Source organism: Streptomyces sp. NPDC005533, from assembly GCF_042871845.1.
Lineage (GTDB): Bacteria > Actinomycetota > Actinomycetes > Streptomycetales > Streptomycetaceae > Streptomyces.
The window spans coordinates 47,932-73,920 of the sequence record NZ_JBIAJH010000033.1 but is presented as its reverse complement, the minus strand read 5'-3'; the positions used below and the strand labels follow the sequence as shown (position 1 = coordinate 73,920).

Here is a 25,989-nt window from a genome sequence, read left to right as displayed (position 1 = left end):
CCGCGTTCAGCATCAGTCAGGTTCAGCGGCGCAAGCTTCGGACCAGGACGAGTCATACAGGAACTGTAAGCCAACCACTGACTCAGCACACTAGGGATGTTCCGGCGACCGACGGAGTGGACGTGCCCTCACTGCCGGATCTGCGGCAGCTCCATCGGTACGACCACGAGGCCGGCTTGACGGTACGCGGCACGGGTACGCCGAACACCGCGGCACGGGCCGCTGCCGTTCTGTGGGCCGCTCGGCGGCGGGTCCGGCGGCGGGTCCGGCGGCGGGTCCGGCGGCAACCTTTTCGCGTCCTGCGGCGACCAGGCAGTACACCTCGACTCGGATCTTCGAACGGACGGACATGCAGACTGCACGGCAGGCGGCGCGGCAGCGCAGGCGCAGACACAGGCTCATGAGGGGAACGGCGGTGGTGCTGACCGCCGCGGGCGCTCTCTTCTGCCTGGTGACGGCCATGCTCCCCGGCCCCGAGGACGAGACCGGGGCCCGGGCCCGGGCCGACAGGGCCGCCCCCGCCGCCACCCTCGCGGGAGCCACCGCCGCGGCCCCTACCAGCCCCGCGCCCCCGGTGGCCGGCTCGCATGACACGGCAACCCCCACGGCGGCCGTCGGGGCGACCACCGGCGCGACGCCACGGCCTTCGACGAAGGAAACCCCACCGGCGGCGTCCACTGCGCCACCGTCGGCAGGACGCATCCAGCCGGAGACCACCTACCAGGGCACAGCCACCGCCTACGCTGCCGGCGACGGCAACGGCGCCTGCCTGTTCGGCCCGAGCGACGACCTCATGATCGCGGCGATGAACAGCACCGACTACGAATCCGCCAGGGCGTGCGGCGCGTACGTACGCGTCCGCGCCGCGAGCGGCGCCTCGATCACGGTCCGGATCACCAACGAATGCCCGCTGCCCTGCGCGCCCGGGCAACTGGACCTCAGCGAACAGGCCTTCGCCGAACTCGCCGATCCCAAGCTCGGCCGCATCCCGATCACCTGGAGCCTGCTGAGCCCCCACACGTCCGGCGCGCTCTCCATCCGGTACAAGACCGGGTCCAGCCCCTACTGGTGCGGCATCCAGGTGATCGACCACCGGAATCCGGTCGCACGGCTGGAGGTACGCACCACCAAGGGGTGGCGGAGACTGCCCCGTACCGACTACAACTACTTCCTCGCCGCCGACGGCAGCGGGTGCGGCGGCGCGATGAGGATCACCGACATCTACGGAGAGCAGCTGACGGTCGACGGGACCGCGCTGCTGCCGGACGTCGCGCAACGGACCGGGGTCCAGTTCGCCCCGCACTGAAACCCGCACCGCGGCCGGTTGAGTGAATCCGCGTGCGGCGTACTGGAGCCCCCGGACCGATCGGGCACTGGTACGCTGCCGCCGGATGTTAACGCAAACATTTGTGAGGGGGCGACCGAGGGACATGGTCCTCGATGACGCGTCCGCGGAGTTCCACGACTTCTTCGAACGCCATTACGCGGAACTCGCCCGGTTCGCCCATCTCCTGACGGGCGAGGCGGACGGAGCGGACGATCTGGCCGCGGATGCCCTGATCGCGCTGTGGCAGCGCTGGGACCGGATGCGCCAGGCCGAGCACCCGCTCGCCTACGCACGTGGTGTGGTCGCCAACCTGGCACGGTCACGCATCCGCAGCGCGGTTCGCGAACGCCGCCGGATCGCCCTGTTCTGGTCCCGCGGGGCTGAGCCGTCGGGTGGCCCGGACGTGGCCGCCGTGGTGGACGTACGTACCGCGCTCGCCCGACTGCCGTTCCGGAAGCGGACGTGCGTGGTCCTGCGGCACGCCTTCGACCTGTCGGAGAAGGACACCGCTCTGGCGCTCGGAATATCGGTCGGTACGGTGAAGAGCCAGACCTCGAAGGGGATGGCCGAACTGGAACGGATGCTGGGCAGCACGGCAGCAGCCGGCGAACTGTTGGCGGGGAGGAGGAGCCGTTGAACGAGGAGCTCACCGGGCGGCTGCGCACAGCCGCCGAGGCCCACCAGCCTGACCGCGCCCGGATGCTGGCCCGCGTGGAACGCGGCATGTCCGGCGCCCCCGACCGCCACCGCGAGTCGTCCGGCGCGAGGCCCTGGCCCAGGGTGGCACTCGCCTCCCTCGCCGCGGCCGGCATCCTGGCGGGCGGTGGTTTCGCCGTCGCCGCCATCGTCCAGTCGCCGCCGGCCCGGCCGGACGTCCCGGCCACCCCCGCCGCGCCATCCGCCCCCTCCACGCCCTCCGCGCCCCGGACGCCCCAGGCGACACCGCCGGCGCCCACCAGCGGCGGCCCGAACACGCCGGACCGCTCGTCCTCGACGAGCCCCAGCCCCGAGCCGTCCGGAGGCACGGTCTCGGCCAGGCCCGGCAGCGCGCACGTCCAGGACGGGCCTCTATGGTCGGACGGCTCCTTGGACGCGGGCAGCAACACCTACTGGGCGCAGAGCAACATCACCCTCAAGACCACGCAGCCGCTCACCGCACTCACCGTGGAACTGCGCATCACGCAGACGGGCGGAGTGCAGAGCACCGGCAGCTGGCGGACGCTGCCCGCCGACGACTTCACCGTCACCGTGCAGCATGAAGGCGCAGCCGTGGTCTACCGCTGGGTCCTCAAGCCGGGCCGAACGGTCCCGGCCGGACAGCACGTCTTCGCCGGCCAGTACAACCACGCCGCCGGCCAGCGCGAGACCGAACACGACGGCTACCGCGTCGACGCAACCGGTCCGCGCGGCGCCCTCTCGGCCTGGGGCGGCTTCGCCCCGGCACGATGAGGCCGTGCCCGTAGCCTGGTCGACGCCACCGAGGTCATCCCCGTACACGTCGGGCCAGCCGCTGATGACGTTGCCGGCGGTCACGCACCGGTGCTGGTCGCCCATGCTCCGGGCCCGGGTGACGCCGCCGTCGAGGGAACAACAGAGAGGACTTGCCTGCGTCAGCATTCGTCCGACCAAACTTGGCGACAGCCTGCACCACGTGAGGCTCGACCCTCGGCGCCGGAGGCTCTCGCACCGTTTCGCCGACCTCCCCTGCGAAGTCAAGGCCGGAGGGCCGGGAGCGAGCGCCGCACCCGACCCTCGCCCCACCTGAACAAGCAGGTCAGCGCACCCTTCCCCTGGGCTTCAGGTGCGTCGGCGGGAGCTCGGGGGACGGAATCGGAGGGCCGTCGTAACCTTTCACCTCACCGAAGCGGGACCCGTTCATCCAGTCTTCGTGGGCCTGCGCGATGTCCTCGTGTGACCGTCCGATCCAGTTCCAGAACATCACGATCTCCTCCTCGAACGGCTCGCCGCCCAGGAGCATCAGGCTGGCGTCCGACGAGGCGCGCAGGGGGAGGTCCGTGCGGCCGCAGCCCAGGTAGAGCATCGAGCCCGGGAGGACCGGGACGTCGTCGACGTGGGCTTCGCCCGACATCGACAGGACCGCGTACTCGAAGTCCGGGTCGAGCGGGAGGCGGGTCTCGGTGCCCGCCGCGAGGGTCAGGTCCGCGCCCACGATCGGGCTGTACGCGGTACCGGGCGAGGTCGCCGTGTCCAGCGTGCCCAGGATGACCGTCGCCGTCAGGCCCGCGGCCGTGACGTGCGGGAGTTCCGGGTGGTGCTGGAAGTGCGGGTCCACGTTCCGGTGGGCGTCCGGCAGGGCCACCCACAGCTGGGCGCCGTGCAGGAAGCGGGCGTGCGGGCGCGGGCTCTCCTCGGAGTGGCTGATGCCGCGGCCCGAGGTCATCAGGCCCAGCTCGCGCGGGCGGATCATGGCGAGGCTGCCCTCGCTGTCGCGGTGGAGCACCTCGCCCTCGTGGAGCCAGCTCACGGTCTGCAGACCCGAGTGGGGATGGGGCGCAACCTGCATGCCGGGCTCGTCGGCGATGTCGTCCGGGCCGTAGTGGTCGACGAAGCACCAGGCGCCTACCATGCGGCGACCCAGGTTCGGCAGGAGTCGGCCGACCTCGGTGGACTCTCCGAGCTTGACCGTGCGCGGGCTGAGGAGCTCGCGCACCGGCTCGGCCACGACGAAGCCGCGGCCGCCGCAGGTGGAGAGGGCGGGCTGGCGATCGAGATTGCTCATGCGGACAACCTAGCCCCGAGGGGGTTGCTCCGGCGGGTGGAATGTTCCACCGCCCGGGCGTGTTGGTGGCACCGGACGGACCACCCGAACGGCGGAAGGGACACGATGAACGCGCCGGGGACGTACTTCGACCACGGAACGGCCGCCGAGCGCTGGGCGCGCGCCCAGCTCTTCTTCGACGCGAAGGAGTACGCGACGGCCGCACGCATCCTGGACGGGCTCGCGGGCGAGGTGCCCGAGCAGCTGGCGCCCCGGCTGCTGCTGGCCCGTGCCTACTACCACTCCGCCCAGCTGTCGCGCGCCGAGCAGGAGCTGCGCGCCATCCTGGAGCGCTGGCCGGTGGAGGACTACGCCCAGCTGATGCTCGGCCGCACCCTGGAACGCCAGGGCCGCGCCGCCGAGGCCCGCCCGTACCTGCGGGTGGCCGCGGCGATGGCCGGCGACTTCCCGGAGTAGCCGACCAGCCGGCCACGGCGGGGGGCCGGGCCCGTTCGTACGGACGGTCGGCTCCGCGCGCCCCCCGCGGATGAGGCCGCCGCTCCGCGCCTGAGCCGGGCGCCCCTGCCCGTACGGGCGAGCCGCCAGGGCCTGCCGCCAGACCCGCCGCGCGGGTGGCGGTCGGGCGGCTTCGGCTGTCGAGCGCCCGGCCGCGCGCACCGGCGGTCCCGCCCCCGTACTGCGCGGGTCACGCGCCCCCGCAGCGCGGCGGGCTCGGCGGGCCGGGGGCGGGGCGTTCGGGCGTTTCGCCCCGTGCGTGTGGGGTCCGGTGGTCGGCTCGGATAGCCTGGGGCCCATATGAACCGCCTGACCACACCCTTCGGCTCCTACGAGCTCACCCGCTTCCCCGAGGACCCGCGCGACCGGCTCCGTGCCTGGGACGCCGCCGACGAGTACCTGCTGCGCCACCTCGACTCCGGTACCGGGGAGCGCGGGCCGGTGGACCTGGCCTCCGCCGGCCAGATCACGGTGCTCGGGGACCGTTGGGGGACGCTGACGACGGCGCTCGCCGCGCACCACCCGACGCAGATCACCGACTCCGCCCTCTCCCGCTCCGCCACCGCGGCCAACCTGGACCGCAACGGGATCGGGACGGCCAAGTCCACGGTGACCCTGCTGACCACGCAGGATCCGCCGCCCGGGAAGATCGACGTCCTGCTGGTGCGCGTGCCCAAGAGCCTCGCGCTGCTGGAGGACCAGCTGTACCGGCTGGCCCCGCACGTGCACGCGGGCACCGTCGTGGTCGGCGCCGGCATGGTCAAGGAGATCCACACCTCGACGCTGCGGCTCTTCGAGAAGATCCTCGGCCCCACGAAGACCTCGCTCGCGGAGAAGAAGGCCCGGCTGATCTTCTGTACGCCGGGCACCCCCGGGGCGACCCGCCCCACGACCCCCGGGCCGTGGCCGCTGACGTACACGGTGGACGAGGACGCGGGCTCGGGCTCCGGCCTGACCGTGGTCAACCACGCCGGGATCTTCTGCGCCGACCGGCTCGACGTCGGCACCCGCTTCTTCCTGCAGAACCTGCCGACCAACACCGACGGGGCCCGGGTCGTCGACCTGGGCTGCGGCAACGGCGTCGTCGGCACGGCGGTCCAGGTCCACGACCCGGACGCCGAGGTCGTCTTCACCGACGAGTCGTACCAGGCGGTCGCCTCCGCGCAGGCCACGTACCGGGCGAACGTCCGCGAGGGCCGGCGTACGGCGGAGTTCTTCGTCGGCGACGGAGTGGCGATGCTGCCGTCCTCGTCCGTGGACCTGGTGCTGAGCAATCCGCCCTTCCACTCCCACCAGGCCACCACGGACGCGACGGCGCTGCGGATGTTCGCGCAGTCGCGCAAGGTGCTGCGTCCCGGCGGCGAGCTGTGGATCGTCGCGAACCGGCACATGGGCTACCACACCCATCTGCGCCGGCTGTTCGGCAACAGCGAAGTCGTCGCGAGCGAGCCGAAGTTCGTGGTCCTGCGGGCCGTCAAGCAGGATCGCCCGCGGCCTGCGTGACCTGCCCGTGTGACCCGCCGATGTGACCTGTCGGTAGCTCCTACACTCTGGCCCGTGAGCAGCCAGGTGGAGGACGGGAGCGGTGGCGGGCGCTACCGCCGGGAGGACGTGGCCCGGGCGGCCGGCGTCAAGGTGCGCAACCTGCGCTACTACCAGGAGCGCGGGCTGCTGCCGCCGCCGCGCCGGGAGGGCCGCATCGCCTGGTACTCCGACGACCACCTGACCCGGCTGCGCCTGATCAGCGATCTGCTGGGGCGCGGCTACACGGTCAACGGGATCACGGAGCTGCTCCAGGCGTGGGAGGAGGGCGGCGGCCTGTCCCGACTGCTGGGCCTGGAACGGGAGATGACCCGGGACTGGGTGCAGGAGGAGCCGGTGACGATGACCCGGGCCGAGTTGCGGGAGGTGTTCGGCCCCACGGCGACCGCGGCGGACACCCGGCGGGCGGCGGAGCTGGGTTATGTGACGGTCGACGGGGACCGGGTCACGCACCCGAGCCGCCGGCTGCTCGACGCGACGCTGACGCTGGTGCGCCTGGGGGTGCCGCTGGCGGAGATCCTGGACGTCGGGGCGTTCGTGCAGACACAGGCGGCGACGGTCGCGGACCGGTTCGTCGGGCTGTTCCGACGGCATGTGATCGGCGCGGAGGGCGCGGAGGGTCTGGAGCGGCTTTCGGCCACGCAGCTCCAGCACATCACGGCGGCGGTGGCGGCGCTGCGGCCGGTGGCCGGGGAGGTCGTGGCCACGGAGTTCTCGCGGGCGATGGCACGGCGGGTGGACGCGGAGGTCGCCGAACTGCTGCGTACGGAGCAGTAGGAGTCGGCTCAAAGGGTGCGCTCGCACAACCTTGCCAACCTCCATTGGCACTCTTACATTCAACTCGTCGGTAACAACGGTGCACAGCCGAAATAAGGGACGATCTCATGACCGGTTCCCCCCATTTATCCGACCATGTACCCGACGAGCGCAGTGGGTCCGGCCGTGTTCGCTGGCGGCGGTTCGCCGCCCTGACCGTCCCCGCCGTCGCCGTGACCGCCGGCCTCGGCATCGCCCTCGCGCAGGGCGCGCTGGCCGCCTCGTTCGCCGTCTCGGGCCAGCAGTTCAAGGTCTCCGCGAGCAGCCTGGAAGGCGACGGCTTCGCCCAGTACGGCAGCGTCGACGTCAACGCCCGCGAGGAACTCATCCCCGTGGCCGTCACCGCCATCCGGGAGGCCAAGCTCCACGACCTCTGCCAGTCCGTGGTCACCACGCTCCCCGTGGTCGGTGACATCTCGCTCAACCTCACCGCCGGCCGCGAGACCCCGGTGGAGGCGAGCAACCTGTTCGTCGACGCGACCCAGCTCGCCGGCGACGCCGTCTTCAGCAACATCGAGATCGGGCGGGACGCCTCCACCCTCGACAAGGGGCCGGCCGAAGCGCAGGGCATGCAGGACCTCTTCGCCCAGCAGGCCGACACGGTCCGCATCAGCGATCTGCAGCAGACGGCGTGGGCGACCAACGCCGGCACCTTCAAGCTCTCCGGGCTCAACATGAAGATCAGCAAGGGCAAGAAGGAATGCTTCTGAGCCGTCGGCGGCGGTGGCAACGGTGGCGGCGCAGCAGACCCTTCTGGGGCGGGCTGCTCGCGGTCGTCGCCGGGGCGTGGATCTGCGTCCTGCCGCTGGCGCCACTGAAGATCATGCTCCAGCAGGGGGTGGCGGGGATCCCGTCCGTCCTGATGGGCGTCGTGATGATCGTGCTCGGCCTCACCACCTGGTTCGCTCCCGCTCAGCGCACGCTCGCGGGCGTCCTCACCACCCTGATCGCCACGGCCGCCCTGGTCCTGTCGAACCTGGGCGGTTTCCTGATCGGCACCCTGCTCGGCATCCTCGGCGGCGGCCTCATGTTCGCCTGGCAGCCGTACGTCGCCCCGCGCGCGGCCCCGCGCGCCGGGGAGCCGGAGCCCCCGGCGCCGTCCGCGTCACCTACCGGGAACGCGGAGTCCGCCGTGGGCGCCCCGGCGACCGCCGCGCCCCCTCCCCCCACCTCGCACCACGATTCCCAAGGAGCACAGCCATGAGCCGTTCGCGCACCGCGCTCACCCTCGGGGCGGCCGCCGCCGGAGCCCTCGCGCTCGGCGCGGTCACCGCCCCGGTCACCGCCGCGCCCTTACCCGCGGCCGGGTCGACCACCGTCACCCCGGCCGGGCACGCCTTCCAGGCCACCCTCACCGGCAAGGCCACCCTCAAAGCCGGTTCCGTGACGGTGACTTGCACGGTCTCCGTCTCCACCGGCACGGTGCCGGCCGCCCCGGGCAACAGCAACCCGTCCGGGCCGGTGTCCTCGCCGATCTCCGCGCCGACGTACAGCTCCTGCACCTCCAGCATGCCGGGCGTGACGCCCACGGTCACGACCTCCGGTGCCTGGACCGTGTCGATGCAGGACGGTTCCCCGATCACCGCCACCATGGGCCTGCCGGTCGGCGGTCTGGTGGTCAAGACGACCGGGCTCGCCGCCTGTACGGTCACCGCCGCCCCCACCGCCCCGGCGGGCGTCGGCGGCACCTGGGCCAACGGCGCGCCGTCCACCCTGACCTTCACCAACGCCTCCGTACCGGTCAAGGTCACCGGCGGGTTCGGCTGCCCCACCAGCGCGACCTCGTCCACCTTCAACGCGGTCTACCGGGTCGCCGACAGCACCGATCCGGCGCAGCAGATCACCGTCGGTCCCTGACCCCGACCGAACGACCGACCGACCCACCGACCGACCTCCGCTCCGCTCGCACCCGCTCAGGCCCCGGCCCGTCCGTCCCGGTGAACTCCGGTGCCGGACGGGCCGGTTGCGTTCAGACTGCCGAGCAGGGAGAGCGCGTGGGAGCTGCGGCTGCCCGGTTCGGCGTGGTAGATCACCACCTGCTGGCCGGGGGCTCCCCGTACGTCGAAGGACTGGTAGGTGAGGGACAGGGCCCCCACGTCCGGGTGGACCAGAGCCTTGGCGTCGAGGGTCTTCCCGTAGACGGTGTGCGCGGACCAGAGCGCGGCGAACTCCTCACTCGTCCCCGTGAGCAGGCGCACCACTTCACGCAGGCGCGGGTAGTGCGGTACGAGGCCGGTGGACTGGCGCAGGGCGGCGACGACCGCCTCGGCCGCCCGGGGCCAGTGGGCGTGGAAGACCCGGCCCGCGGGGTCGAGGAAGGTCATGCGGGCGAGGTTGTCCGCCTTCTCGAACGGTGAGAAGAGCGCGTCCGCCAGGCTGTTGGCCGCGAGCACGTCCAGCGCCGGGTTGAGGACGAACGCCGGGGTGTTCGCGTACCCGTCGAGCAACTGGCGCAGCACCGGGCTGACCGTCTCCCTCGGCAGGGTGCGCTGCCCGTCCGGGAGGGTGCCCGCCAGCCGGAACAGGTGGTCGCGTGCCTCGTGGTCCATGCGCAGGGCGGCGCCGATCGCTTCGAGGATCTGTGGCGAGGGGCTCTGCTCGCGGCCTTGTTCGAGTCGGGCGTAGTAGTCGGAGTTCATGCCGGCGAGGACGGCGACCTCCTCCCGCCGCAGTCCGGCCACCCGGCGCGGGCCGTAGGAGGCCAGTCCCACGTCGGCGGGCCGCAGCCGTGCCCGGTGCGCGCGAAGGAAGTCCCCGAGGGCGTTGCCTGTCATCCCGCCAGACTAGACCGCTCCGCCGGCGCGTGCCGGGGTGCGTCGTACCCAGGCACGGCCCGTCCTGGTCCCTCCGTCCGCCGCCGCCCAGACTCCGCAGGACGGGGCGGCCGAAAGCCGTCCGCAGCGAGAGGGCCGTGCGGGAGAAGGCCGTTCATGCAAAGGCCTTGCCCGCAAAGGCCGTTCGACAAGAAGGAACAGACATGAAGCAGACCGTCATGACCGGGCCGAGGACCGTCGCCGTCACCGGTGCGAGCAGCGGTATCGGAGAGGCCACGGCACGCCGTCTGGCGGCGGACGGGCACCGGGTCCTGCTCGGCGCCCGCCGCAGCGGCCGGCTGGAGCGACTGGTCGAGGAGATCACCGCGGCGGGCGGCACCGCCGCCTGCCGGACGCTGGACGTCACCGACGCCGCGGACGTGCGCGCGTTCGTCGACGCCACGGTCCGCGCGTACGGCCGGATCGACGCCCTCGTGAACAACGCGGGCGTGATGCCCCTGTCGCCGCTGGCAGCGCTCAGGACCGACGAGTGGGACCACATGATCGACGTCAACGTACGGGGCGTCCTGCACGGGATCGCCGCCGCCCTGCCCGTGATGCGCGCCCAGGGCGGCGGGCACTTCGTCAACGTCGCCTCCATCGGCGCCTACGAGGTCTCCCCCACCGCCGCCGTCTACTGCGCCACCAAGTACGCCGTCCGTGCGATTTCCGAAGGCCTGCGGCAGGAGTCGGCCGGGGACATCCGGGTCACCCTCGTCTCCCCCGGCGTGACCGAGTCCGAGCTCGCGGACGGCATTTCCGATCCGGAGGCGAGGGAGGCGATGAAGGCCTACCGGGCCGTGGCGCTGCCGGCCTCGGCCATCGCGGACGCGATCGCCTACGCCGTTGCCCAGCCGCCGCAGGTCGACGTGAACGAGATCGTCGTCCGCCCCCTCGCGGGCGCCCGGTGACCCCCGCCGGGAGGGAGGGCGCCGAGGTGGCGCCCACGGATTCCGCCCACGACGGCCTGGTCCGCAGACTGCGGGACCTGGAGGACAAGGAGGCTCTGCGCACCCTGCTGGTCCGCGGCTGGCGGGCACTGGACCGCAAGGACTGGCAGACCTGGATCGACTGCTGGGCCGAGGACGCGGTGCTGGAGTTCGGGCCGTGGGGCGAGACGCACGGGAAGGAGGCGATCCGGGCGAGGGTGGAGGAGGCGGAAGCACCCTACCCGGGCATGCAACACCACATCCTGAACATGCAGTTCGAGGTGGCGGGAGACCGGGCGAGCGGCATCGGCTACATGTGGTTCGTCGCCGTCACCGCACCCGCGACGCCCTCCGCGACCTACTCCATGGGCGGCGCGTACGCGTGGGACTTCCGGCGCGGCCCGGAGGGCTGGCTCCTGGTCCGCCAACAGCTCGACGTCCGGTGGACGGGCGGTGAGGACTGCCTCGACGCCTTCGCACCGGAAACTGCGTTGCCCGTCGGGGTGCCGGAGGGGCAAGCTCGCCCTCATGTCTGAGAGCACCGAACATCAGCGACGGACCGCCCCGCGCGAGGAGCGACGGGACGTCGGCGACCTCTTCTCCGGCGGGCGGCTCCTCGTGATCCCGCGCAGGGCCGCCCGGCGCGAGCAGTTGCTCGTCCACCTGACGGAGACGCTCTTCACGGTGGACCGGGAGTACACGGAGCCCGAGGTGAACTCCGCGCTGCGCACCGTGCACGAGGACTGTTCGGCGCTGCGGAGGTACCTGATCACCTCGGGCCTGTTGACGCGGACCCGTGACGGACGCAGCTACCGGCGGTCCACGACCACCCGGTAGTGGGTCGTCAGCCGCCCGTCGTCGCCGATCAAGTGGAAGGCGACGGCGGGTGGTTCGTCGAGGTGGACGTGCTCGGAGGCGCCCGAGGGGTGCTCCCACGGGAGCCGCAGGGTGGAGACCACGCCCGGCGCCACCAGCACGGGTCGCCCCGCGAAGGTGGTGGCGGCCGCGGTGTGGGCGTGCCCGCACAGGAAGGCGGTGAGGTGCGGGTGCCGTGCGGCCAGGGCGGCGAGCCGCTCCTCCCCGAACTGGCGGATCTCGTCGACGTACGGGGTGTGCAGCGGGACGGGCGGGTGGTGGAAGGCCACGAGGACCGGGGTCTCCTGCGGAGTGTCGGTCAGTACGCCGTCCAGCCAGGCCAGGGTGGAATCCTCCAGGAGGCCGTGGTCGGCGCCGGGAACGGAGGAGTCGCACACGGCGAGCACGAAGCCGGGGCCGCGCAGCACCTGGTCGACCGGCGCCGCGGACGACGGGTCCCGCTCACCCAGCAGGCCCTGCCGGAAGGCGGTCCGCTCGTCGTGGTTGCCTGGGCAGACCACCAGCGGGTGCCGCGAGCGCAGCAGCTTGGCGGCCTCCTCGTACTCGGCGGGGGCGGCGTGGTCGGCTATGTCCCCGCTCACCAGCACCGCGTCCAGGTCGTACGGCAGACCGTCGAGGTACTCCATGACGGCGCGGGTGCGGTCGGCCGCCCGCGGGCCGCCGTCGAGATGGATGTCGCTGAGGTGGGCGATCACGATCACGAGCGGTGTCTCCTTCGCCTGGTCGAGAGATGCGTGCGACATCCATTCAACAGGGCGGCCCGCGGCGGTACTCCGGCGCTCTCCCCCGGATCCGGAGGAGGCGAGCGCACCGCCGGTGGGGGCCACGCGCCCGTACGGCCACCCGTACCGGCCCCCGCGCTCACCGAGGTGTACCGGGTCGGCCCGACCGGGGGTCGGGTGGCTTCGTGATGCGCACGGCCCCCCGCGTGGGAACACTGGGGCCATGACGAACAAGGCAGCCTTGGAGGGCGGCCCGGACGACCTGCCGGTCCGGATCGTCCCGATCGCCTCGCCCGGCGAGGACCTGAAGGTCCCGCACCGCGGTGGATACGAGCACTTCAAGCCCACCTCACGGCAGCAGGACGACCCGCAGGGGCGGCTCACGGTCTACGAGTGGTGGGAACGCACCGAGATCGCCGAATGAACGCCGGAACCGGCAACCGGCCGAGGGACGCGCCGCGCCCCCGGCCTCACCCCCGGTAGGCCTCCAGCAGCCGCAGCCAGATCTCGCTGATGGTCGGGAAGGCCGGAACCGCGTGCCACAGCCGCTCGATCGGGACCTCCCCCGCGACCGCGATGGTGGCCGCGTGGACCAGCTCGGCCGCGCCCGGGCCGACGAAGGTGGCTCCGAGGAGGACCTCGCGGTCGAGGTCGACGACCATCCGGGCGCGGCCGCGGTAGCCGTCGGCGTACAGGCCCGCGCCCGAGACCTTGGCCAGGTCGTAGTCGACGGCGCGCACCCGGTGCCCGGCCCGTTCGGCCTCGGCCAGGGTCAGGCCGACCGCCGCGGCCTCCGGGTCGGTGAAGACGGCCTGCGGGAGGGCGCGGGTGTCGGCGGCGGCCGTGTGCGCGCCCCAGGGGCCGGTGTCCAGCGGGGCGCCGGCCGCGCGGGCGGCGATCGCGGCGCCCGCGATCCGGCCCTGGTACTTGCCCTGGTGGGTGAGGAGCGCCCGGTGGTTGACGTCGCCGACGGCGTACAACCAGTCGTGGCCGGGCACCCGGAGGGTGTCGTCCACGTCGATCCACGTCCCGGCGGGCAGGCCCACCGTCTCCAGCCCGATGTCGTCGGTCCGCGGCGCCCGGCCCGTGGCCATCAGCAGTTCGTCGCCCTCCAGGGTCTCGCCGCCCTCCAGCACCACCCGGACGGGCCCCGTCGAGCCGTCCCGTACGACCGCCTCGACGGCCACGTCCGTACGGATCACCGCCCCGGCCTCGCGCAGCGCTTCGGCGACCAGCTCCCCCGCGAAGTCCTCCATGCGCGGCAGCAGCCCGGAGCCGCGCACCAGCATGGTGACCTGGGATCCGAGGCCCTGCCAGGCGGTGGCCATCTCGGCGGCCACCACCGAGCCGCCGACGATCAGCAGCCGGCCGGGGACCTCCTGCGCCGAGGTCGCCTCGCGGCTGGTCCACGGGCGGGCGCCGGCGATGCCGGGCAGGTCCGGGACGACGGCCCGGGTGCCGGTGGCGACGACCACGGCGTGCCGGGCCGACAGCACGTGGTGCTCGCCCTCGGGGCTGGTGACGGCGACCTTGCGGACCCCGTAGAGGCGGCCGTGGCCCCGGTAGAGGTGGGCGCCGATGGAGTCGAGCCAGTCGAGCTGGCCCTGGTCCTTCCAGTCGCCGGTCCAGTAGTTGCGGTGCGCGAGCACCGCCGCCGTGTCCAGGGGGCCCGCGACGGCCGCCGCCAGCCCCGGCACCCGGCGCGCGTCGGCCCGGGCCAGGACCGGGCGCAGCAGCGCCTTGCTGGGCACGCAGGCCCAGTACGAGCACTCGCCGCCCACGAGTTCGCTCTCGACGAGAGCCGTGCTCAGACCGGCGGCGGCGGTCCGGTCGACGATGTTCTCGCCGGCCGGTCCCCCACCGAGCACCACGACGTCGTACTCCACGGCTTCCGACATAGACACCTTCCAAGGGTTCCACAGGGTCCGCCAGGACCCACAGGAATCCCGGTCAGGGGCTCATAGCCCGCCACTGTACGTGTGCTCCGCGGGACATGCCCGAGATGCCGCGCGGAAGCGGCGTGGTGCGGCAACGGCCCGAGCAGGCCCGGTTCGAGGCCGCGCGGCGGCTGCGTCGGGGTCAGGCCTGAGCGGTGGGCCGGACGACGATCTCGCCGACGTCGACGCCGTCGGGCTGCTCGATGGCGTAGCCGATGGCGGACGCGACGGCGGAGGGCGGCATGGCGATCTCGTCGCGCTGCCGGGTCATCGCGGCCGCGACCTCGGGGCCGGCTCCCTTGCCCACGCCCTCGGTGTGGGTGAGGCCGGGCGAGACGAGGGTGACGCGCAGGTCCGGGCCCGATTCCTGGCGCAGCCCCTCGCTGAGTACCTTGACGGCCGTCTTCGTGGCCGCGTAGACGGCCTGGGGGGACTTGACGACGTGGGCCGCGGTGGAGCCGACGTTGACGAAGTGGCCGCTGCGCTGCCGGCGGAAGACGGGCAGTGCCGCCGCGATGCCGTTGAGCAGGCCGGTGACGTGGGTGGAGACCATGGCGTCCCAGTCGTCCTGGCGCAGGTCGTCGAAGGGCGAGACGGCCATCGTGCCGGCGTTGGAGACGAGGACGTCGAGGCGGCCGAACTGGTCGACGGCCGTGTCCGTCAGGCGCCGGAGGTCCTCGCGGCGCGTGACGTCGACGGCGACGCCGATGGCGGTGCCGCCCTTGGCCGTGATGCCGTCCACGACCGCGTTCAACCGGTCCTGCCTGCGGCCGCCGAGCACGAGCCGGGCGCCCCGCTCGGCGAGGTGGTTCGCGGTCGCCTCGCCGATGCCGCTGCCGGCTCCCGTGATCGCGATGACTTTCCCCTGGATGCCCGACATGGTCAGCTCCCGTTTCCTGGGTGTGCTCCGGTCACCACGGTGACCTACAGTGAAAGCGGGGATCCCCCCACTTACTTCAAGCTAAGTGGGGACGTCCCCACTTGGCAAGTTCCGGGCAGCCCAAGGGCACCCGAGAGGGGATGGCGAGCACTGATGGCCGACGGACCGAGCCGACCGATGCGGGCTGACGCACGGCGCAACCGGGAGAAGATCCTCACCGCCGCCGTGCGCGTGTTCACGACAGAGGGGCTGGACGCGCAGATGGAGCGCATCGCCAAGGAGGCGGGCGTGGGCAGCGCGACGCTGTACCGCAACTTCCCCACCCGGGAGGCCCTGGTCGAGGCGGTCTACCGCAACGAGCTGGCCCACCTGTGCGACGCGGTCCCCGCCCTGCTCGCGCGGCAGTCGCCCGTCGAGGCACTGCGCGCGTGGACCCGCCTCTTCCTTGACTACGTCACCGCCAAGTACGGCATGATCGACGCGCTGCGCGCCCTCGCCTCGGCGGGAGGCAACCCCTACGGGCAGAGCCGGGAGATGGTCCTGGCCGCCATCACCTCGCTCATGGACGCGTGCGTGGCCGCCGGGGCGATCCGTACCGACATCGGGCCCACCGACGTCGCCGCCGCCCTGGAGGGCATCGCCCTCACCTCGGCGGGCGCCGCACACCGACAGCAGGCCGAGCGCCTGCTCGACCTCACCCTGGACGGCCTTACGGTCCGCCCGTAGGACGCGCGCACGCACCCGGCCGGGGCGGCGGACCGCCCCGGCCCATGCTCCCTCGGACGTCGGACGTCAGACTTCGGACGTCAGACTCCAGGCTTCGGATTTCAGGCCTCCGACGTGCCGGGACCCTCGGTGCCGGGGGCCTGCGCGCCGCCCTGCTGCGCGGCGATCTTGGCGCGCACCTCGTCCATGTCCAGCGCGCGGGCCTGCTCGATGAGGTCGGTCAGCGCCGCCTCCGGCAGGGCGCCGGGCTGGGCGAAGATGGCCACCTGGTCCCTGACGATCATCAGGGTCGGGATCGAGGTGATCTCGAAGGCACCCGCCAGCTCCTGCTGCGCCTCGGTGTCCACCTTGGTGAAGAGCAGGTCGGGATGGGCCTCCGAGGCCCGCTCGTAGACCGGGGCGAACTGCAGGCACGGCCGGCACCAGCCCGCCCAGAAGTCGATCAGCACGAACGGGTTCTCGCTGACCGTCTGGTCGAAGTTTTCCTTGGTGAGCTCGACTGTAGCCACGGTGTCCAGACCTCCTGATTGAACCGACTGCTCCTTGAACGAACGACCCGCCCCGGGCATTCCGCCCGTTTCCGGAGTGAGCCTAGAAGGGGTGGGCGGCCGGGGTGCTGCGGGCCGTGGTCCAGCGCAGTTCCGTGAAGGCGTCCAGGTTCGCCTCGCCGCCGAACCGCGCGCCCGTGCCGGAAGCTCCGACTCCGCCGAACGGGGCGACGGCCTCGTCGTTGACCGTCTGGTCGTTGACGTGCGCGATCCCGGTGGGGATCCGTTCGGCCAGGTCGAGCCCGCGAGCCGCGTCCCGGGTCACGATCCCGAGGGAGAGGCCGTACGGGCCCGCCGAGGCCAGGGCGACCGCCTCGTCCTCCGTCACGAAGGAGCGTACGGGCGCCACCGGGCCGAAGACCTCCTCGGTGTAGGCGGGGGTGTCGTCGCCGACGCCCGCCAGTACGGTCGGCCGGTAGAAGAGGTCCCGGTGGGTACCGCCGGCGACGAGCTTGGCCCCGGCCCCGGTGCTGGCCTCCACGAGGGCGTGTACGCGTTCCACCTGGGCGCGGTCGATCAGCGGCCCCAGGTGGACCTGCTCGCGGTACGGGTCCCCCACGGCCAGTTCCTCGGCGCGCGCGGCGAGCCGCTCGACGTACTCGTCGTAGAGCGAGGCGTGTACGAGGTGCCGCCCGGCGGTCATGCAGATCTGACCCTGGTGGAAGAAGCTGCCCCAGGTGGCCTGGGCGACGGCGGCCTCGACGTCGGCGTCGTGGAGCACGACCAGGGCGGAGTTTCCGCCCAACTCCAGGTGCGCGCGCTTGAGGTGACGACCCGCCAGCTCACCAACGGTGCGTCCGGCCGACGTCGATCCGGTGAAGGACACGACCCGGACCCGCGGGTCGGCGACCACCGCGGCGCCCGTCTCGGCGCCGCCGGGCAGGACGTGCAGCAGCCCGGCCGGCAGGCCGGCGGCGGCGAACACCGCGGCGAGGGCGAGGCCGCCGCAGACGGCGGTCCGCCGGTCCGGCTTGAGCAGCACCGCGTTGCCGAGCGCCAGGGCCGGTGCGACCGAGCGGATCGCCAGGATCAGGGGGGCGTTGAAGGGGGCCACCACCCCGACCACCCCGGCCGGTACCCGCCGGGTGAAGGACAGGCGCGGCGCCTCGCTCGGCAGCACCTGCCCGACCGGGCGCGAGGCCAGCGCGGCGGCCTCGTAGCACTCCTGCGCGGCCACGTGCAGCTCGAAGTCGGCCTTGCCGGGTATCGAGCCCGATTCGCGGACCAGCCACTCGCGCAGCTCGTCCGCGTGGGCGGCGAACAGGTCCCCGGCGCGACGCAGCACGGCGGCCCGCTCCGGGTGGGTGGCGCGCGCCCAGTCCTGCTGCGCGGCTCGGGCCCGTACGGCGGCCTCCGCCACGTCGGCGGGCGCGGCGAGGTCGAGGGTGGCGAGGGTGCGGCCGGTGGCGGGTTCGACGACCGGGGCGGCGCCGCCGGTGAGGGTGGGTCCGTCCTGCCAGAGCGTCGGGTCGAGGAGCGGCATGGCGCGGGGCCTCCGGGTGGGGATGGGCGGGGTGCCGGGCGAGGGGGGGCGGCAGCACGCGTCATCGTGCCAGACAGGAGGCTCCACTTCTGTTCAGTTATTGGGCAGTTGGCGGCAGGCGCTGACCGGAAATGGTCGACGCCCTGGTGGTGACGGTGCACCACCAGGACGGGACACCACCAGGGCGGTGCCGGGGCGGGCTCAGCGCTCCAGGACGAGCGCGATGCCCTGCCCGACGCCGATGCACAGCGCCGCCATGCCGGTGCCGGAGCCGGCCGCCGCCAGCTGGTGGGCGACCGAACCGGCCAGGCGGGCGCCCGAGGCACCGAGCGGGTGGCCGATCGCGATGGCGCCGCCGCGCGGGTTGACGACGGCCGGGTCCAGCTCCGGCCAGGCCGCCAGGCAGCCCAAGGCCTGCGCGGCGAAAGCCTCGTTGAGTTCGAGGACGGAGAGGTCGGTCAGCCCGCGACCGGCCTTGCCGAGGGCCCGCTGCACCGCGTCCACCGGGCCCAGCCCGAAGAGCTGGGGCTCGATCCCCGTCACGGCGGAGGCGCTGATCCGGGCGAGCGGCTCCCGGCCGGTGGCGGCCAGGCCCGCCTCGTCGGTCAACAGCAGGGCCGCGGCGCCGTCGTTGAGCGGGGAGGCGTTGCCGGCCGTGACGGTGCCCCGGCCGTCCGTCCGGAAGGCCGGCTTCAGCCGGGCCAGCGCCTCGGGGGTGGAACCCTCGCGGATGCACTCGTCCCGTACGAGGTCCACGCCCTCGTACGGGACGACCTCGCCGTCGTAGAGTCCGGCGGCCCAGGCGGCCGCGGCCTTGCGGTGGCTCTCCAGGGCGAAGGCGTCCTGCGCCTCGCGGGTGACGGCGTACTTGTCGGCGACGAGTTCGGCGCCCTCGCCGAGCGAGCCGGTCCACTCCGCGGGCATCCGCGGGTTGGTCATCCGCCAGCCGAGGGTGGTGGACCACATCTGCTGGTGCCCGGCGGGGAAGGCCCGTTCGGGCTTCTGGACCACCCAGGGGGCGCGGCTCATCGATTCGACGCCGCCCGCGATGGCCACGGAGGCGTCGCCCAGCGCGATGGCGCGGGCGGCCTGGATCACGGCTTCGAGTCCGGATCCGCACAGCCGGTTGACGGTGACTCCGGGGACGCTCACCGGGAGGCCTGCCAGCAGGACGGCCATCCGGGCCACGTCGCGGTTGTCCTCGCCCGCGCCGTTGGCGTCGCCGAAGACGACGTCGTCGATACGGGCCGGATCGAGGTCGGGCGTACGGTCCACCAGCGCGCGCACGACGTGCGCGGCCAGGTCGTCCGGGCGGACCCCGGCGAGGGCCCCGCCGAACTTTCCGATCGGGGTGCGGACGGCGTCGACGACGTAGACGTCGCGGACGGTGCGGATGCTCATGGGGTCTCTCCTGGGCGGATCCGTACGGCGGCGGCGCACCGGCGCCGTGTGGGCGCCGATGCCGAGGTGGGCACGACGCCGGTGTGGGCACCGCGACACGCCGCCGGGCACGCCCGGTGGGGCGCGCCCGCAGTCTCCGTCCGCACGTCACCGCCTGTCAACGGCCCCCCGGCCCTCCGTCGACCCGGCCGGGACGGAACGGGCCGCGGTACGGGGTGCCGGACCGGGGCCGCGGACACGGCGCCGGACCGCGGGCCGCGGGCAAGGACGGCCGGGCGGCGGACCGGGGCCACGGACGAGTGCGGCCGGCGGGCCCGCGGACCGGGTGCCCCGCGTGGGGCGGCCGGCGGGCCCGCGGACCGGGTGCCCCGCGTGGGGCGGCCGGCGGGCCCGCGGACCGGGTGCCCGAGCGGGGCGGCGTCAGGTCGACTCGCGGTGCACGGCCGCGGCCGCCGTCAGGTCGTGCCGCTCCGTGACCTCCGACGGCTCCCGCACCGCGTGGTCCACCAGCGAGGCCAGGTGGTCACCCGTCGGCATCTCGAGGCGCACCGTGCTCAGCCGGGGCCGCAGCAGCCGCCCGATGAGGAGGTCGTCGGCGCCGATGACGGCGACGTCCTCGGGGACGCGCAGCCCCGCGTCCTGGAAGGCGCGCATCAGCAGCATCGCGTACTCGTCGTTGTACGCGAAGACCGCGTCCAGCCCGAGCCCGCGCCAGCGGGCCGCGAGCGCCGCCGCCGATTCCTCGGAGTACGCCATCGGAACGGGCTCGACCCGTACCGCCTGCGCGCCGGACTCCTCGGCGCCCGCCACGGAGCGGGCGCCCGCCAGCCGGGGCGCGGAGAACAGCTCCAGCCCCTCCTCCTCCGGGACGACCACACCGATCCGCCGCCGGCCCCGCTCGACGAGATGGGCCGCGGCGCGGGCGCCGACCTCCTGCTGGTCCATGACCAGTGCGTGCGCCCCGGGTACACCGGCCGGGCCCATGGTGATCACCGCGCGGGCCCCGGCCCGCTTCAGGGTGGCGACGTTGCGCGCGGAGAGGGTGATCTCGCCGAGGGATATCACCGCCACGGGACGCAGTTCCGCCCACGCCCGCACGGCCTCGTCCCCGCTGAGGCCGAGGCTGCCGTACTGGACCACCGTGTAGTCGAGCCGGCGCAGCGCCCACTGGAGTTCGTTGAGGAAGGCGCTGTACAGCGGGCCGATCGGCACGTTGGGGGTGGGCAGCAGCACGATCCGGGTGTGCCCGGCGCGCAGACTGCGGGCGGCGGCGTGCGGGACGTATCCCAGTTCCTCGGCGGCCTCGCGGACCTTGCGGCGGGTCGGCTCGCTGATGCGCACGGCTTCCGCGTTGTTCAGCACGTACGAGACCGTCGCGCGCGAGACCCCGGCGAGGCGGGCCACGTCGGCGCTGGTCGGAACGGGGGGTGTCGGCGTGGGCGATCCGGAGGCCGCCTGCGGCGGCTTCGCCGGCTTCGGCGACTTCGATGACTGAGACATTGCCGTGGCATCTTTCCAGACCGGTTGCGCCCAGGGGCTGGCGGATGGCCTGAAACGAATGCTAGACAGTGGTTACACGCGTCATTGACACGTGTAACCACTGGCGTGACATCCCCGTCGACGGACGTGCCGACGGATGTGTCATCGCACGTGCGCACGCACGTGCCCCGCCGTGCCGCCGCCCTGTCGCGCTCCGTCGCACCCCCGCCGTCGCGACCGGGCGGCGCGCACCCAGCCCCACCCCTCGCTCTCCCTCCGTCCGCCCGCGACCGCCCAGGAGGGCACCGTGGCCCTTTCCTCCCCCGACACCGGTTCCACCGCAGCCACCACCGGCGCGTCCGCCGACCCCGGTCCCCGTCCCAGCCCCGGCCCCGGCCCGGGACCCGCGCGTCGCGGCCTGCTCCCCCTCCTGCTCGTCGGGAACTCCGCCATGTACGCGCTCTACGTCGGCGTGGCCGGCGTCCTGCTCGCGCTCCAGGTCGAGGACATCGACCCGGCGAACAAGGTGGCGAACTTCGGCCTGATAGCGGGGGTCTCGGCGATCTTCGCCACGGTCTTCAACCCCGTCGCCGGCGCCCTGTCCGACCGCAGCGGACGGCGCAACCCTTGGATCCTCGGCGGCGGACTCGCCGCCGTCCCGGCGATGTTCCTGCTCGGCCTCGCCGACACGATCCTGCTGATCACGATCGCCTGGTGCCTCGGCCAGGCCGTCATGAACGTCTACCAGGCGGCCCTCACCTCCGTGGTCCCCCACCGGGTGCCGCTGAGCGCCCGCGGCAAGGCCTCCGCGGCCGTGGGCCTCGGACTGCCCTTCGGCTCCACCCTCGGTGCGCTGCTCGGCGCGGCCTTCTCCGACGACTACCGCACCGGGTATCTCGTGTTCGGCGCTCTCGTGGCCGGGGCCGCCGTCCTGTTCACCGCCTGCAGCCGCGAGGAACGCCTCCCGGCCCGCGCCCCGCTGCCGGTCAGGGCCCAGCTCGCCGCCTTCGCGAGCGCCCTGCGCCACCACGACTTCCGGTGGGCGTTCATCGGACGGGCGCTGCTCGTCCTCGGGTACTTCGCGGTCACCGGCTACCAGCTCTACATCCTCCAGGACCACACCGTGCTGCCCGACGGCATGGAACCGGAGGCCGCGGTGGCGGTGTTGCTGCCGCTGAGCAGTGTGGCGATGGTCGTCTCCACCGTCCTCGGCGGATATCTCTCCGACCGCTTCGACCGGCGCAAGCTCTTCGTCGGCGCCTCCGCCCTGCTGTCGGCCGTCGCGCTCGTCCTCCCGGCCGTGTCGGCCAGCTGGACCGCGATGCTGGCCTTCTCCCTGGTCAACGGGCTGGCGTTCGGCTGCTACATGGCGGTGGACACCGCGCTCGTGACGATGGTGCTCCCCCAGGCCGAGGACGCGGCCCGCGACATGGGCGTGCTCAACATCGCCAACGCCGGCCCGCAGATCGTCGCCCCGTTCATCGCCTCGGTGATCGTCTCGCTCAGCGGCGGGTACACCGCGCTGTTCGTCGTCGCGGCCGTGCTGGCGGTGGCGGGGGCGCTGGCGGTGAAGCCGATCCGCAGCGTGCGCTGACCGGGACGCCGCACCACCAGTCCCCCTCCACCACAACTCGCCGCTCCCCGAGCACAGTTCACACCCTCGAAACTCAAGAAGGGCACCACCGTGCAGCTGCACACCCAGACCTGGGGCGAGGGCGACCGCATCGCCCTCCTCATCCACGGCATCATGACCGACCACCGGACCTGGCGCCGGGTCGGCCCCGCCCTCGCCGACCGCGGCTACCGCGTCATCGCCGTGGACCTGCGGGGCCACGGGGCCAGCGGCCGTGGCGCGTACAGTCCGGAGCTCTACGCCGACGACGTGGTCGAGACGCTGCCGGCCGACGCCGAACTCGCCCTCGGCCACTCCCTCGGCGGCCTCACCCTGTCGCTCGCGGTGGACCGGCTGAAGCCGCGGCGGGCGGTGTACTCCGACCCCGGCTGGCACCTGGCCGCCCCCGCGGAGGACTTCGGCCCGGAGCTACTGGCCCGGTTCAAGTCGGCGACCTGGGAGGAGATCCGGGCGATGAGTCCGCGCTGGGAGGACGTGGACGTCGACATCGAGCTGGCGACCCTGGCGCTGTGGGACGAGCGGACGGCCCTGAGCCTCGCCCCGCTGCTCGGCGCCGACCTGATGCCGACGGCGCCGGTGGTGCCGTCGCTGGTCCAGCTCGCCGATCCGAGCCGGTTGATCTCGCCGGAGCGGGCGGAGCTGCTCAGGAGCCGCGGGTTCCACGTGCGTTCGGTCGCCGGGGCCGGACACACCATCCATCGCGACGACTTCGACGGGTTCATGGCCTCCCTGGAGGGCTGGATCTAGGCCGTCTCCTTCGCCTGCCGGCATCGGGCGCTCTCCAACGGCGGCGGGTTCGCCCGGTGTCAGTGGCGGTTGCCAGACTGGTGCCATGAGCGATGAGGTGGAGTACGACGGCCGGGTGGACCCGGGAGCCCTGCTGCTGCGCACGGACTGGAACGCCGTGGAGCACTGCTGCCCGGACGTGGCACCGGAGACGCCCGTGATCCTGCGGGAGCTGCTGGACGACGATCCGCGCGTCCAGGGGTACGCCCTTCGATGCCTGGCCGAAGCCCTCACCCGGGGGAACGTCTTCTACACCGCCACGGCGCCCGCGGCCCGGTACGTGGCGGCGGTCCTGGGCGACCCGCGGACCCTGGCGCAGGTCACCGACCGCAGCGAGTACGAGGTGTACGACCTGGGTCCGCAGGCCCCGTTCCCGCTGCGCGCCGGATTGATGACCTGGCTGGGGGAGTCGCTCGTCGACGCGATCGCCCAGCAGGGGCGGCCCTACGGCGACGAGGAGGACCTCGACGCGTTCCTCGACCTCGCCCCGGAGTTCCACACGGCCGTGCAGCCCTTCCTCACCGCAGGCTCCCCCGTCATACGCGAGGCGGCCCTCGGCGTGCTCCTGCCGCTGCTCCGGCTGCCCGCCCTGGCCGACCGGCGCCCCGGGCACCGTGACCTGGTCCTCGCCGCGGCCCTCGGTGACGGCCCCCACCGCTGGCGGGCCGTCGACACGCTCTCCTCCTGGGGCGAGGACGTCTCGGCCCTGCTCTGACCGCCCGCTCATCCCCAACGTCGGGGCCTGCACGGGTAGTCGTGCCCGGTGGGTCCCCCGTACCGTCTTCCTACCGAACGGTAACAGGGGGAGTGGTGCGCGATGTCGGAAGTGTCGGCCGGCCTGGTCGAGATGGCTACGGCGCTCGCAGAAGGCAGTGTGTCCGCACGGCAGTTGACCGAGGAGGCGCTGCGCCGGATCGCGGTGGCGCAGCCGGAGCTGAACGCCTTCCGGACCGTACGCGCCGACGCCGCGCTCGCCGAGGCGGACGCGGCGGACCGGCGGCTGGCCGCAGGCGAGCGGCTGCCCCTGCTGGGCGTACCGCTCGCGGTCAAGGACGACATGGACCTGGCCGGGGAGGCGACCGCCTTCGGCTGCGGCGGAGTCTTCGCCCCGAAGACCGCCGACAGCGAGGCGGTACGGAGGCTGCGCGCGGCCGGTGCGGTCATCGTGGGCAAGACCCAGACGCCGGAGCTCGGACAGTGGCCCTTCACCGAGGGCGAGGCCTTCGGTGCGACCCGCAATCCGTGGAACCCGGCCTACTCGCCCGGTGGGTCCTCGGGCGGCTCGGCGGCGGCCGTGGCGGCGGGCCTCATCCCGGCGGCGCTCGGCTCGGACGGTGCCGGTTCGGTCCGGATCCCGGCGGCCTGGACCCACCTGATCGGCGTGAAACCGCAGCGCGGGCGCATCTCCACCTGGCCGGAGCCGGAGTCCTTCCACGGGCTCACGGTCAACGGCGTACTGGCCCGTACGGTCGCCGACGCGGCGCTCCTGCTGGACGCCGCGAGCGGCCCGCACCCCGAGGACCTGCACCGCCCGGCCCGCATCTCGGCGGTCGAGGCGGCCCGGCGCACCCCGCGTCGGCTGCGGATCGCCCTCTCCTTCGGGATGCCCTTCACCGCGACATCCAAGTCACTCGACCCGCAGGTGCGTTCGGCGGTGGAGCGGCTGGCCGGGCGGCTGGAGGCGCTGGGGCACGAGGTGGTGGCGGAGGACCCGCGGTACGGCCCGATCGGCCTGACCTTCGTACCCCGGGCGACCAGCGGCGTACGGGACTGGGCGGCGCGGGTACCCGATCCGGCGCTGCTGGACCCGCGCACGCGCGAGGCGGTACGGACCGGCCGGATCCTGGGCGGGGCGGCCCTGCGGGTCTCCCGCCGGGCGGAGGCGGCGCTGGGGCGGCGGGTCGGTGAGATCTTCGGCCGTTTCGACGTGGTACTGACCCCGACGACGGCCACCCCGCCGCTGCGGATCGGAGCGCTGGCCGGTCTCGGTGCCATGGCCACGGACCGGGCGATGATCGCCGCCTGCCCGTACGCGTGGACGTGGAACGTCCTGGGCTGGCCGGGGGTGAACGTCCCGGCGGGGTTCACGGCCGAGGGGCTGCCGATGGGAGCCCAGTTGCTGGGTCCGGCGGACTCCGAGCCGCTGCTGCTGGCGCTCGCCGCGCAGGTGGAGGCGGCACAGGACTGGGCGGCGCGACGGCCGGATCCGGTGCGGACCGGCGTGTGAGGTGCGGCGCGTGAGATCCGGGGTGTGACAGCCGGCGGGCCGCCGGGCTCGGCGCCCGCCTGCCGTGGGGCCGGAGTGCCGACGATGAGCCTGCGTGACAGGCTGAACGGGGGGATCTCGCCGGTCCGGCCACCGCGCCGGCCTTGCAGCTGGGAGATCGACATGGTCAGTGACGCCAGCAGGCCCGAGGCAGTCCAAGGGCGACCGCGCCCCTGGCACGCGCCCACGTCCGGCACCACTCTCCTGGCGGGAGTGCTGATGGTCTTCGGAGGGGCGATGGCGTTCCTCGAAGGGATCGCTGCCGTCGCCAGCGACGACCTGTTCGTCGTGACGCGCCACTACGTGTTCGAGTTCAGCCTGACGGGCTGGGGCTGGATCCACCTCATCCTCGGCATCGCCCTCGTCGTCGCCGGTTGCGCCGTACTCGGCGGACTCCTGTGGGGGCGCTACTTCGGCATCGTGGTCGCCGGGCTGGGCGCGATCGCCAACTTCCTCTGGATCCCGTACTACCCCTGGTGGGCGCTGACCCTGGTCGTCGTCAACCTCTTCATCGTCTGGGCGCTGTGCACGGGCTCCCACCGGGAAGCGGACACGACCTGAGCGCCCGGACCCGGCCGCACGGGGGCGCG

28 protein-coding genes are annotated in these 25,989 nt (G+C 73.4%); 19 read left to right on the top strand and 9 right to left on the bottom strand.

Annotated elements, in window-relative coordinates; translation table 11 throughout:
- Window positions 1-400: 400 nt before the first annotated feature.
- The 3 genes from ACFYP3_RS27790 (at window position 401) to ACFYP3_RS27780 (ending at window position 2,776) form a co-directional block, all read left to right on the top strand.
- The gene (locus tag ACFYP3_RS27790) at window positions 401-1,306 is read left to right on the top strand and encodes an expansin EXLX1 family cellulose-binding protein (RefSeq protein WP_388837983.1); all 906 of its coding nucleotides are present in this window, start codon (window positions 401-403) and stop codon (window positions 1,304-1,306) included.
- A 124-nt stretch (window positions 1,307-1,430) separates the two neighbouring features.
- Window positions 1,431-1,964: a SigE family RNA polymerase sigma factor gene (locus tag ACFYP3_RS27785; RefSeq protein ID WP_388837980.1), complete on the top strand. Its 534-nt coding sequence runs from the start codon at window positions 1,431-1,433 to the stop codon at window positions 1,962-1,964.
- Window positions 1,961-2,776: a hypothetical protein gene (locus ACFYP3_RS27780; RefSeq protein WP_388837977.1), complete on the top strand. Its 816-nt coding sequence runs from the start codon at window positions 1,961-1,963 to the stop codon at window positions 2,774-2,776. The genes ACFYP3_RS27785 and ACFYP3_RS27780 overlap by 4 nt, the downstream gene beginning before the upstream one ends.
- A gap of 325 nt (window positions 2,777-3,101) precedes the next feature.
- Here the strand turns inward: ACFYP3_RS27780 and ACFYP3_RS27775 are convergent, their stop codons facing one another.
- The gene (locus tag ACFYP3_RS27775; protein ID WP_388837974.1) at window positions 3,102-4,067 is read right to left on the bottom strand and encodes a pirin family protein; all 966 of its coding nucleotides are present in this window, start codon (window positions 4,065-4,067) and stop codon (window positions 3,102-3,104) included.
- A 105-nt stretch (window positions 4,068-4,172) separates the two neighbouring features.
- Here ACFYP3_RS27775 and ACFYP3_RS27770 point away from each other — a divergent pair, with 105 nt between their 5' ends.
- From ACFYP3_RS27770 to ACFYP3_RS27745, 6 genes are all read left to right on the top strand, one after another.
- A complete protein-coding gene (locus tag ACFYP3_RS27770) occupies window positions 4,173-4,523 on the top strand; it encodes a tetratricopeptide repeat protein (protein WP_388837971.1) in 351 nt (116 codons plus the stop codon).
- A gap of 348 nt (window positions 4,524-4,871) precedes the next feature.
- Window positions 4,872-6,065 carry a methyltransferase gene (locus ACFYP3_RS27765; protein WP_388837998.1) on the top strand — a complete coding sequence of 398 codons (1,194 nt, stop codon included), beginning with the start codon at window positions 4,872-4,874 and terminating at the stop codon, window positions 6,063-6,065.
- A 54-nt stretch (window positions 6,066-6,119) separates the two neighbouring features.
- Window positions 6,120-6,881 carry a MerR family transcriptional regulator gene (locus tag ACFYP3_RS27760; protein WP_388837968.1) on the top strand — a complete coding sequence of 254 codons (762 nt, stop codon included), beginning with the start codon at window positions 6,120-6,122 and terminating at the stop codon, window positions 6,879-6,881.
- Window positions 6,882-6,988: 107 nt separating this feature from the next.
- Window positions 6,989-7,630, top strand: a complete 642-nt coding sequence (locus tag ACFYP3_RS27755; protein WP_388837965.1) for a DUF6230 family protein — start codon at window positions 6,989-6,991, stop codon at window positions 7,628-7,630.
- Entirely contained in the window at window positions 7,621-8,124 is a 504-nt protein-coding gene (locus ACFYP3_RS27750) for a DUF6114 domain-containing protein (RefSeq protein ID WP_388837962.1), read from the top strand. The genes ACFYP3_RS27755 and ACFYP3_RS27750 overlap by 10 nt, the downstream gene beginning before the upstream one ends.
- Window positions 8,121-8,777: a hypothetical protein gene (locus ACFYP3_RS27745; protein ID WP_388837959.1), complete on the top strand. Its 657-nt coding sequence runs from the start codon at window positions 8,121-8,123 to the stop codon at window positions 8,775-8,777. Before ACFYP3_RS27750 ends, ACFYP3_RS27745 begins: the two co-directional genes overlap by 4 nt.
- A 56-nt stretch (window positions 8,778-8,833) precedes the next feature.
- Here ACFYP3_RS27745 and ACFYP3_RS27740 read toward each other — a convergent pair whose 3' ends face one another.
- On the bottom strand, window positions 8,834-9,694 hold the full coding sequence (locus tag ACFYP3_RS27740) for a helix-turn-helix transcriptional regulator (RefSeq protein WP_388837956.1): 861 nt from the start codon (window positions 9,692-9,694) through the stop codon (window positions 8,834-8,836).
- A 203-nt stretch (window positions 9,695-9,897) separates the two neighbouring features.
- Between ACFYP3_RS27740 and ACFYP3_RS27735 the strand changes: the two genes are divergently transcribed.
- The 3 genes from ACFYP3_RS27735 to ACFYP3_RS27725 are packed head-to-tail and all read left to right on the top strand — an operon-like array spanning window position 9,898 to window position 11,499.
- Complete coding sequence (locus tag ACFYP3_RS27735; RefSeq protein ID WP_388837953.1) at window positions 9,898-10,644, top strand: SDR family oxidoreductase; 747 nt, start codon at window positions 9,898-9,900, stop codon at window positions 10,642-10,644.
- A gap of 26 nt (window positions 10,645-10,670) precedes the next feature.
- Window positions 10,671-11,198 carry a nuclear transport factor 2 family protein gene (locus tag ACFYP3_RS27730; RefSeq protein WP_388837951.1) on the top strand — a complete coding sequence of 176 codons (528 nt, stop codon included), beginning with the start codon at window positions 10,671-10,673 and terminating at the stop codon, window positions 11,196-11,198.
- Complete coding sequence (locus tag ACFYP3_RS27725) at window positions 11,191-11,499, top strand: DUF2087 domain-containing protein (protein ID WP_388837948.1); 309 nt, start codon at window positions 11,191-11,193, stop codon at window positions 11,497-11,499. The genes ACFYP3_RS27730 and ACFYP3_RS27725 overlap by 8 nt, the downstream gene beginning before the upstream one ends.
- On the opposite strand, the gene ACFYP3_RS27720 is transcribed toward ACFYP3_RS27725, so the two are convergent.
- On the bottom strand, window positions 11,472-12,281 hold the full coding sequence (locus ACFYP3_RS27720; protein ID WP_388837945.1) for a metallophosphoesterase: 810 nt from the start codon (window positions 12,279-12,281) through the stop codon (window positions 11,472-11,474). The two genes, ACFYP3_RS27725 and ACFYP3_RS27720, sit on opposite strands and share 28 nt — an antisense overlap.
- Before the next feature lie 202 nt (window positions 12,282-12,483).
- Here ACFYP3_RS27720 and ACFYP3_RS27715 point away from each other — a divergent pair, with 202 nt between their 5' ends.
- Entirely contained in the window at window positions 12,484-12,684 is a 201-nt protein-coding gene (locus ACFYP3_RS27715) for a DUF5988 family protein (protein WP_388837942.1), read from the top strand.
- A 46-nt stretch (window positions 12,685-12,730) separates the two neighbouring features.
- Here the strand turns inward: ACFYP3_RS27715 and ACFYP3_RS27710 are convergent, their stop codons facing one another.
- Window positions 12,731-14,158, bottom strand: a complete 1,428-nt coding sequence (locus ACFYP3_RS27710) for a dihydrolipoyl dehydrogenase family protein (protein ID WP_388837995.1) — start codon at window positions 14,156-14,158, stop codon at window positions 12,731-12,733.
- Between the two features lie 181 nt (window positions 14,159-14,339).
- On the bottom strand, window positions 14,340-15,077 hold the full coding sequence (locus ACFYP3_RS27705; protein ID WP_388837939.1) for an SDR family oxidoreductase: 738 nt from the start codon (window positions 15,075-15,077) through the stop codon (window positions 14,340-14,342).
- A 153-nt stretch (window positions 15,078-15,230) separates the two neighbouring features.
- Between ACFYP3_RS27705 and ACFYP3_RS27700 the strand changes: the two genes are divergently transcribed.
- Entirely contained in the window at window positions 15,231-15,803 is a 573-nt protein-coding gene (locus tag ACFYP3_RS27700) for a TetR/AcrR family transcriptional regulator (RefSeq protein ID WP_388837936.1), read from the top strand.
- A 101-nt stretch (window positions 15,804-15,904) separates the two neighbouring features.
- On the opposite strand, the gene ACFYP3_RS27695 is transcribed toward ACFYP3_RS27700, so the two are convergent.
- The 4 genes from ACFYP3_RS27695 to ACFYP3_RS27680 all read right to left on the bottom strand — a co-directional run bounded on the left by ACFYP3_RS27695 (window position 15,905) and on the right by ACFYP3_RS27680 (window position 20,735).
- Window positions 15,905-16,312, bottom strand: a complete 408-nt coding sequence (locus tag ACFYP3_RS27695; protein ID WP_388837933.1) for a thioredoxin family protein — start codon at window positions 16,310-16,312, stop codon at window positions 15,905-15,907.
- Window positions 16,313-16,394: 82 nt separating this feature from the next.
- On the bottom strand, window positions 16,395-17,834 hold the full coding sequence (locus ACFYP3_RS27690) for an aldehyde dehydrogenase family protein (RefSeq protein ID WP_388837930.1): 1,440 nt from the start codon (window positions 17,832-17,834) through the stop codon (window positions 16,395-16,397).
- A 201-nt stretch (window positions 17,835-18,035) separates the two neighbouring features.
- Window positions 18,036-19,235, bottom strand: coding sequence for a thiolase family protein (locus tag ACFYP3_RS27685; RefSeq protein ID WP_388837927.1), 1,200 nt, complete (start codon window positions 19,233-19,235; stop codon window positions 18,036-18,038).
- 420 nt (window positions 19,236-19,655) lie between these two features.
- Complete coding sequence (locus ACFYP3_RS27680; protein WP_388837925.1) at window positions 19,656-20,735, bottom strand: LacI family DNA-binding transcriptional regulator; 1,080 nt, start codon at window positions 20,733-20,735, stop codon at window positions 19,656-19,658.
- Between the two features lie 286 nt (window positions 20,736-21,021).
- Between ACFYP3_RS27680 and ACFYP3_RS27675 the strand changes: the two genes are divergently transcribed.
- The 5 genes from ACFYP3_RS27675 (at window position 21,022) to ACFYP3_RS27655 (ending at window position 25,960) form a co-directional block, all read left to right on the top strand.
- Window positions 21,022-22,308 carry an MFS transporter gene (locus ACFYP3_RS27675; RefSeq protein WP_388837922.1) on the top strand — a complete coding sequence of 429 codons (1,287 nt, stop codon included), beginning with the start codon at window positions 21,022-21,024 and terminating at the stop codon, window positions 22,306-22,308.
- Window positions 22,309-22,398: 90 nt separating this feature from the next.
- A complete protein-coding gene (locus ACFYP3_RS27670; protein ID WP_388837919.1) occupies window positions 22,399-23,094 on the top strand; it encodes an alpha/beta fold hydrolase in 696 nt (231 codons plus the stop codon).
- A gap of 85 nt (window positions 23,095-23,179) precedes the next feature.
- Window positions 23,180-23,848 (top strand): hypothetical protein, encoded by a 669-nt coding sequence (locus ACFYP3_RS27665; RefSeq protein ID WP_388837916.1) that lies wholly within the window; start codon window positions 23,180-23,182, stop codon window positions 23,846-23,848.
- 102 nt (window positions 23,849-23,950) lie between these two features.
- Window positions 23,951-25,360, top strand: coding sequence for an amidase (locus tag ACFYP3_RS27660; RefSeq protein WP_388837913.1), 1,410 nt, complete (start codon window positions 23,951-23,953; stop codon window positions 25,358-25,360).
- A gap of 276 nt (window positions 25,361-25,636) precedes the next feature.
- On the top strand, window positions 25,637-25,960 hold the full coding sequence (locus ACFYP3_RS27655) for a hypothetical protein (RefSeq protein WP_388837910.1): 324 nt from the start codon (window positions 25,637-25,639) through the stop codon (window positions 25,958-25,960).
- Window positions 25,961-25,989: the final 29 nt, after the last annotated feature.

Bases quoted from the DNA above. Each gene is read 5' to 3' on its own strand.
- ACFYP3_RS27700 (WP_388837936.1), top strand. From the start codon at position 15,231: ATGGCCGACGGACCGAGCCGACCGATGCGGGCTGACGCACGGCGCAAC.
- ACFYP3_RS27680 (WP_388837925.1), bottom strand. From the start codon at position 20,735: ATGTCTCAGTCATCGAAGTCGCCGAAGCCGGCGAAGCCGCCGCAGGCG.
- ACFYP3_RS27685 (WP_388837927.1), bottom strand. From the start codon at position 19,235: ATGAGCATCCGCACCGTCCGCGACGTCTACGTCGTCGACGCCGTCCGC.
- ACFYP3_RS27660 (WP_388837913.1), top strand. From the start codon at position 23,951: ATGTCGGAAGTGTCGGCCGGCCTGGTCGAGATGGCTACGGCGCTCGCA.
- ACFYP3_RS27740 (WP_388837956.1), bottom strand. From the start codon at position 9,694: ATGACAGGCAACGCCCTCGGGGACTTCCTTCGCGCGCACCGGGCACGG.
- ACFYP3_RS27790 (WP_388837983.1), top strand. From the start codon at position 401: ATGAGGGGAACGGCGGTGGTGCTGACCGCCGCGGGCGCTCTCTTCTGC.
- ACFYP3_RS27735 (WP_388837953.1), top strand. From the start codon at position 9,898: ATGAAGCAGACCGTCATGACCGGGCCGAGGACCGTCGCCGTCACCGGT.
- ACFYP3_RS27725 (WP_388837948.1), top strand. From the start codon at position 11,191: ATGTCTGAGAGCACCGAACATCAGCGACGGACCGCCCCGCGCGAGGAG.
- ACFYP3_RS27745 (WP_388837959.1), top strand. From the start codon at position 8,121: ATGAGCCGTTCGCGCACCGCGCTCACCCTCGGGGCGGCCGCCGCCGGA.
- ACFYP3_RS27705 (WP_388837939.1), bottom strand. From the start codon at position 15,077: ATGTCGGGCATCCAGGGGAAAGTCATCGCGATCACGGGAGCCGGCAGC.
- ACFYP3_RS27775 (WP_388837974.1), bottom strand. From the start codon at position 4,067: ATGAGCAATCTCGATCGCCAGCCCGCCCTCTCCACCTGCGGCGGCCGC.
- ACFYP3_RS27785 (WP_388837980.1), top strand. From the start codon at position 1,431: ATGGTCCTCGATGACGCGTCCGCGGAGTTCCACGACTTCTTCGAACGC.
- ACFYP3_RS27690 (WP_388837930.1), bottom strand. From the start codon at position 17,834: ATGCCGCTCCTCGACCCGACGCTCTGGCAGGACGGACCCACCCTCACC.
- ACFYP3_RS27720 (WP_388837945.1), bottom strand. From the start codon at position 12,281: ATGTCGCACGCATCTCTCGACCAGGCGAAGGAGACACCGCTCGTGATC.
- ACFYP3_RS27770 (WP_388837971.1), top strand. From the start codon at position 4,173: ATGAACGCGCCGGGGACGTACTTCGACCACGGAACGGCCGCCGAGCGC.
- ACFYP3_RS27715 (WP_388837942.1), top strand. From the start codon at position 12,484: ATGACGAACAAGGCAGCCTTGGAGGGCGGCCCGGACGACCTGCCGGTC.
- ACFYP3_RS27655 (WP_388837910.1), top strand. From the start codon at position 25,637: ATGGCGTTCCTCGAAGGGATCGCTGCCGTCGCCAGCGACGACCTGTTC.
- ACFYP3_RS27710 (WP_388837995.1), bottom strand. From the start codon at position 14,158: ATGTCGGAAGCCGTGGAGTACGACGTCGTGGTGCTCGGTGGGGGACCG.
- ACFYP3_RS27755 (WP_388837965.1), top strand. From the start codon at position 6,989: ATGACCGGTTCCCCCCATTTATCCGACCATGTACCCGACGAGCGCAGT.
- ACFYP3_RS27665 (WP_388837916.1), top strand. From the start codon at position 23,180: ATGAGCGATGAGGTGGAGTACGACGGCCGGGTGGACCCGGGAGCCCTG.
- ACFYP3_RS27750 (WP_388837962.1), top strand. From the start codon at position 7,621: ATGCTTCTGAGCCGTCGGCGGCGGTGGCAACGGTGGCGGCGCAGCAGA.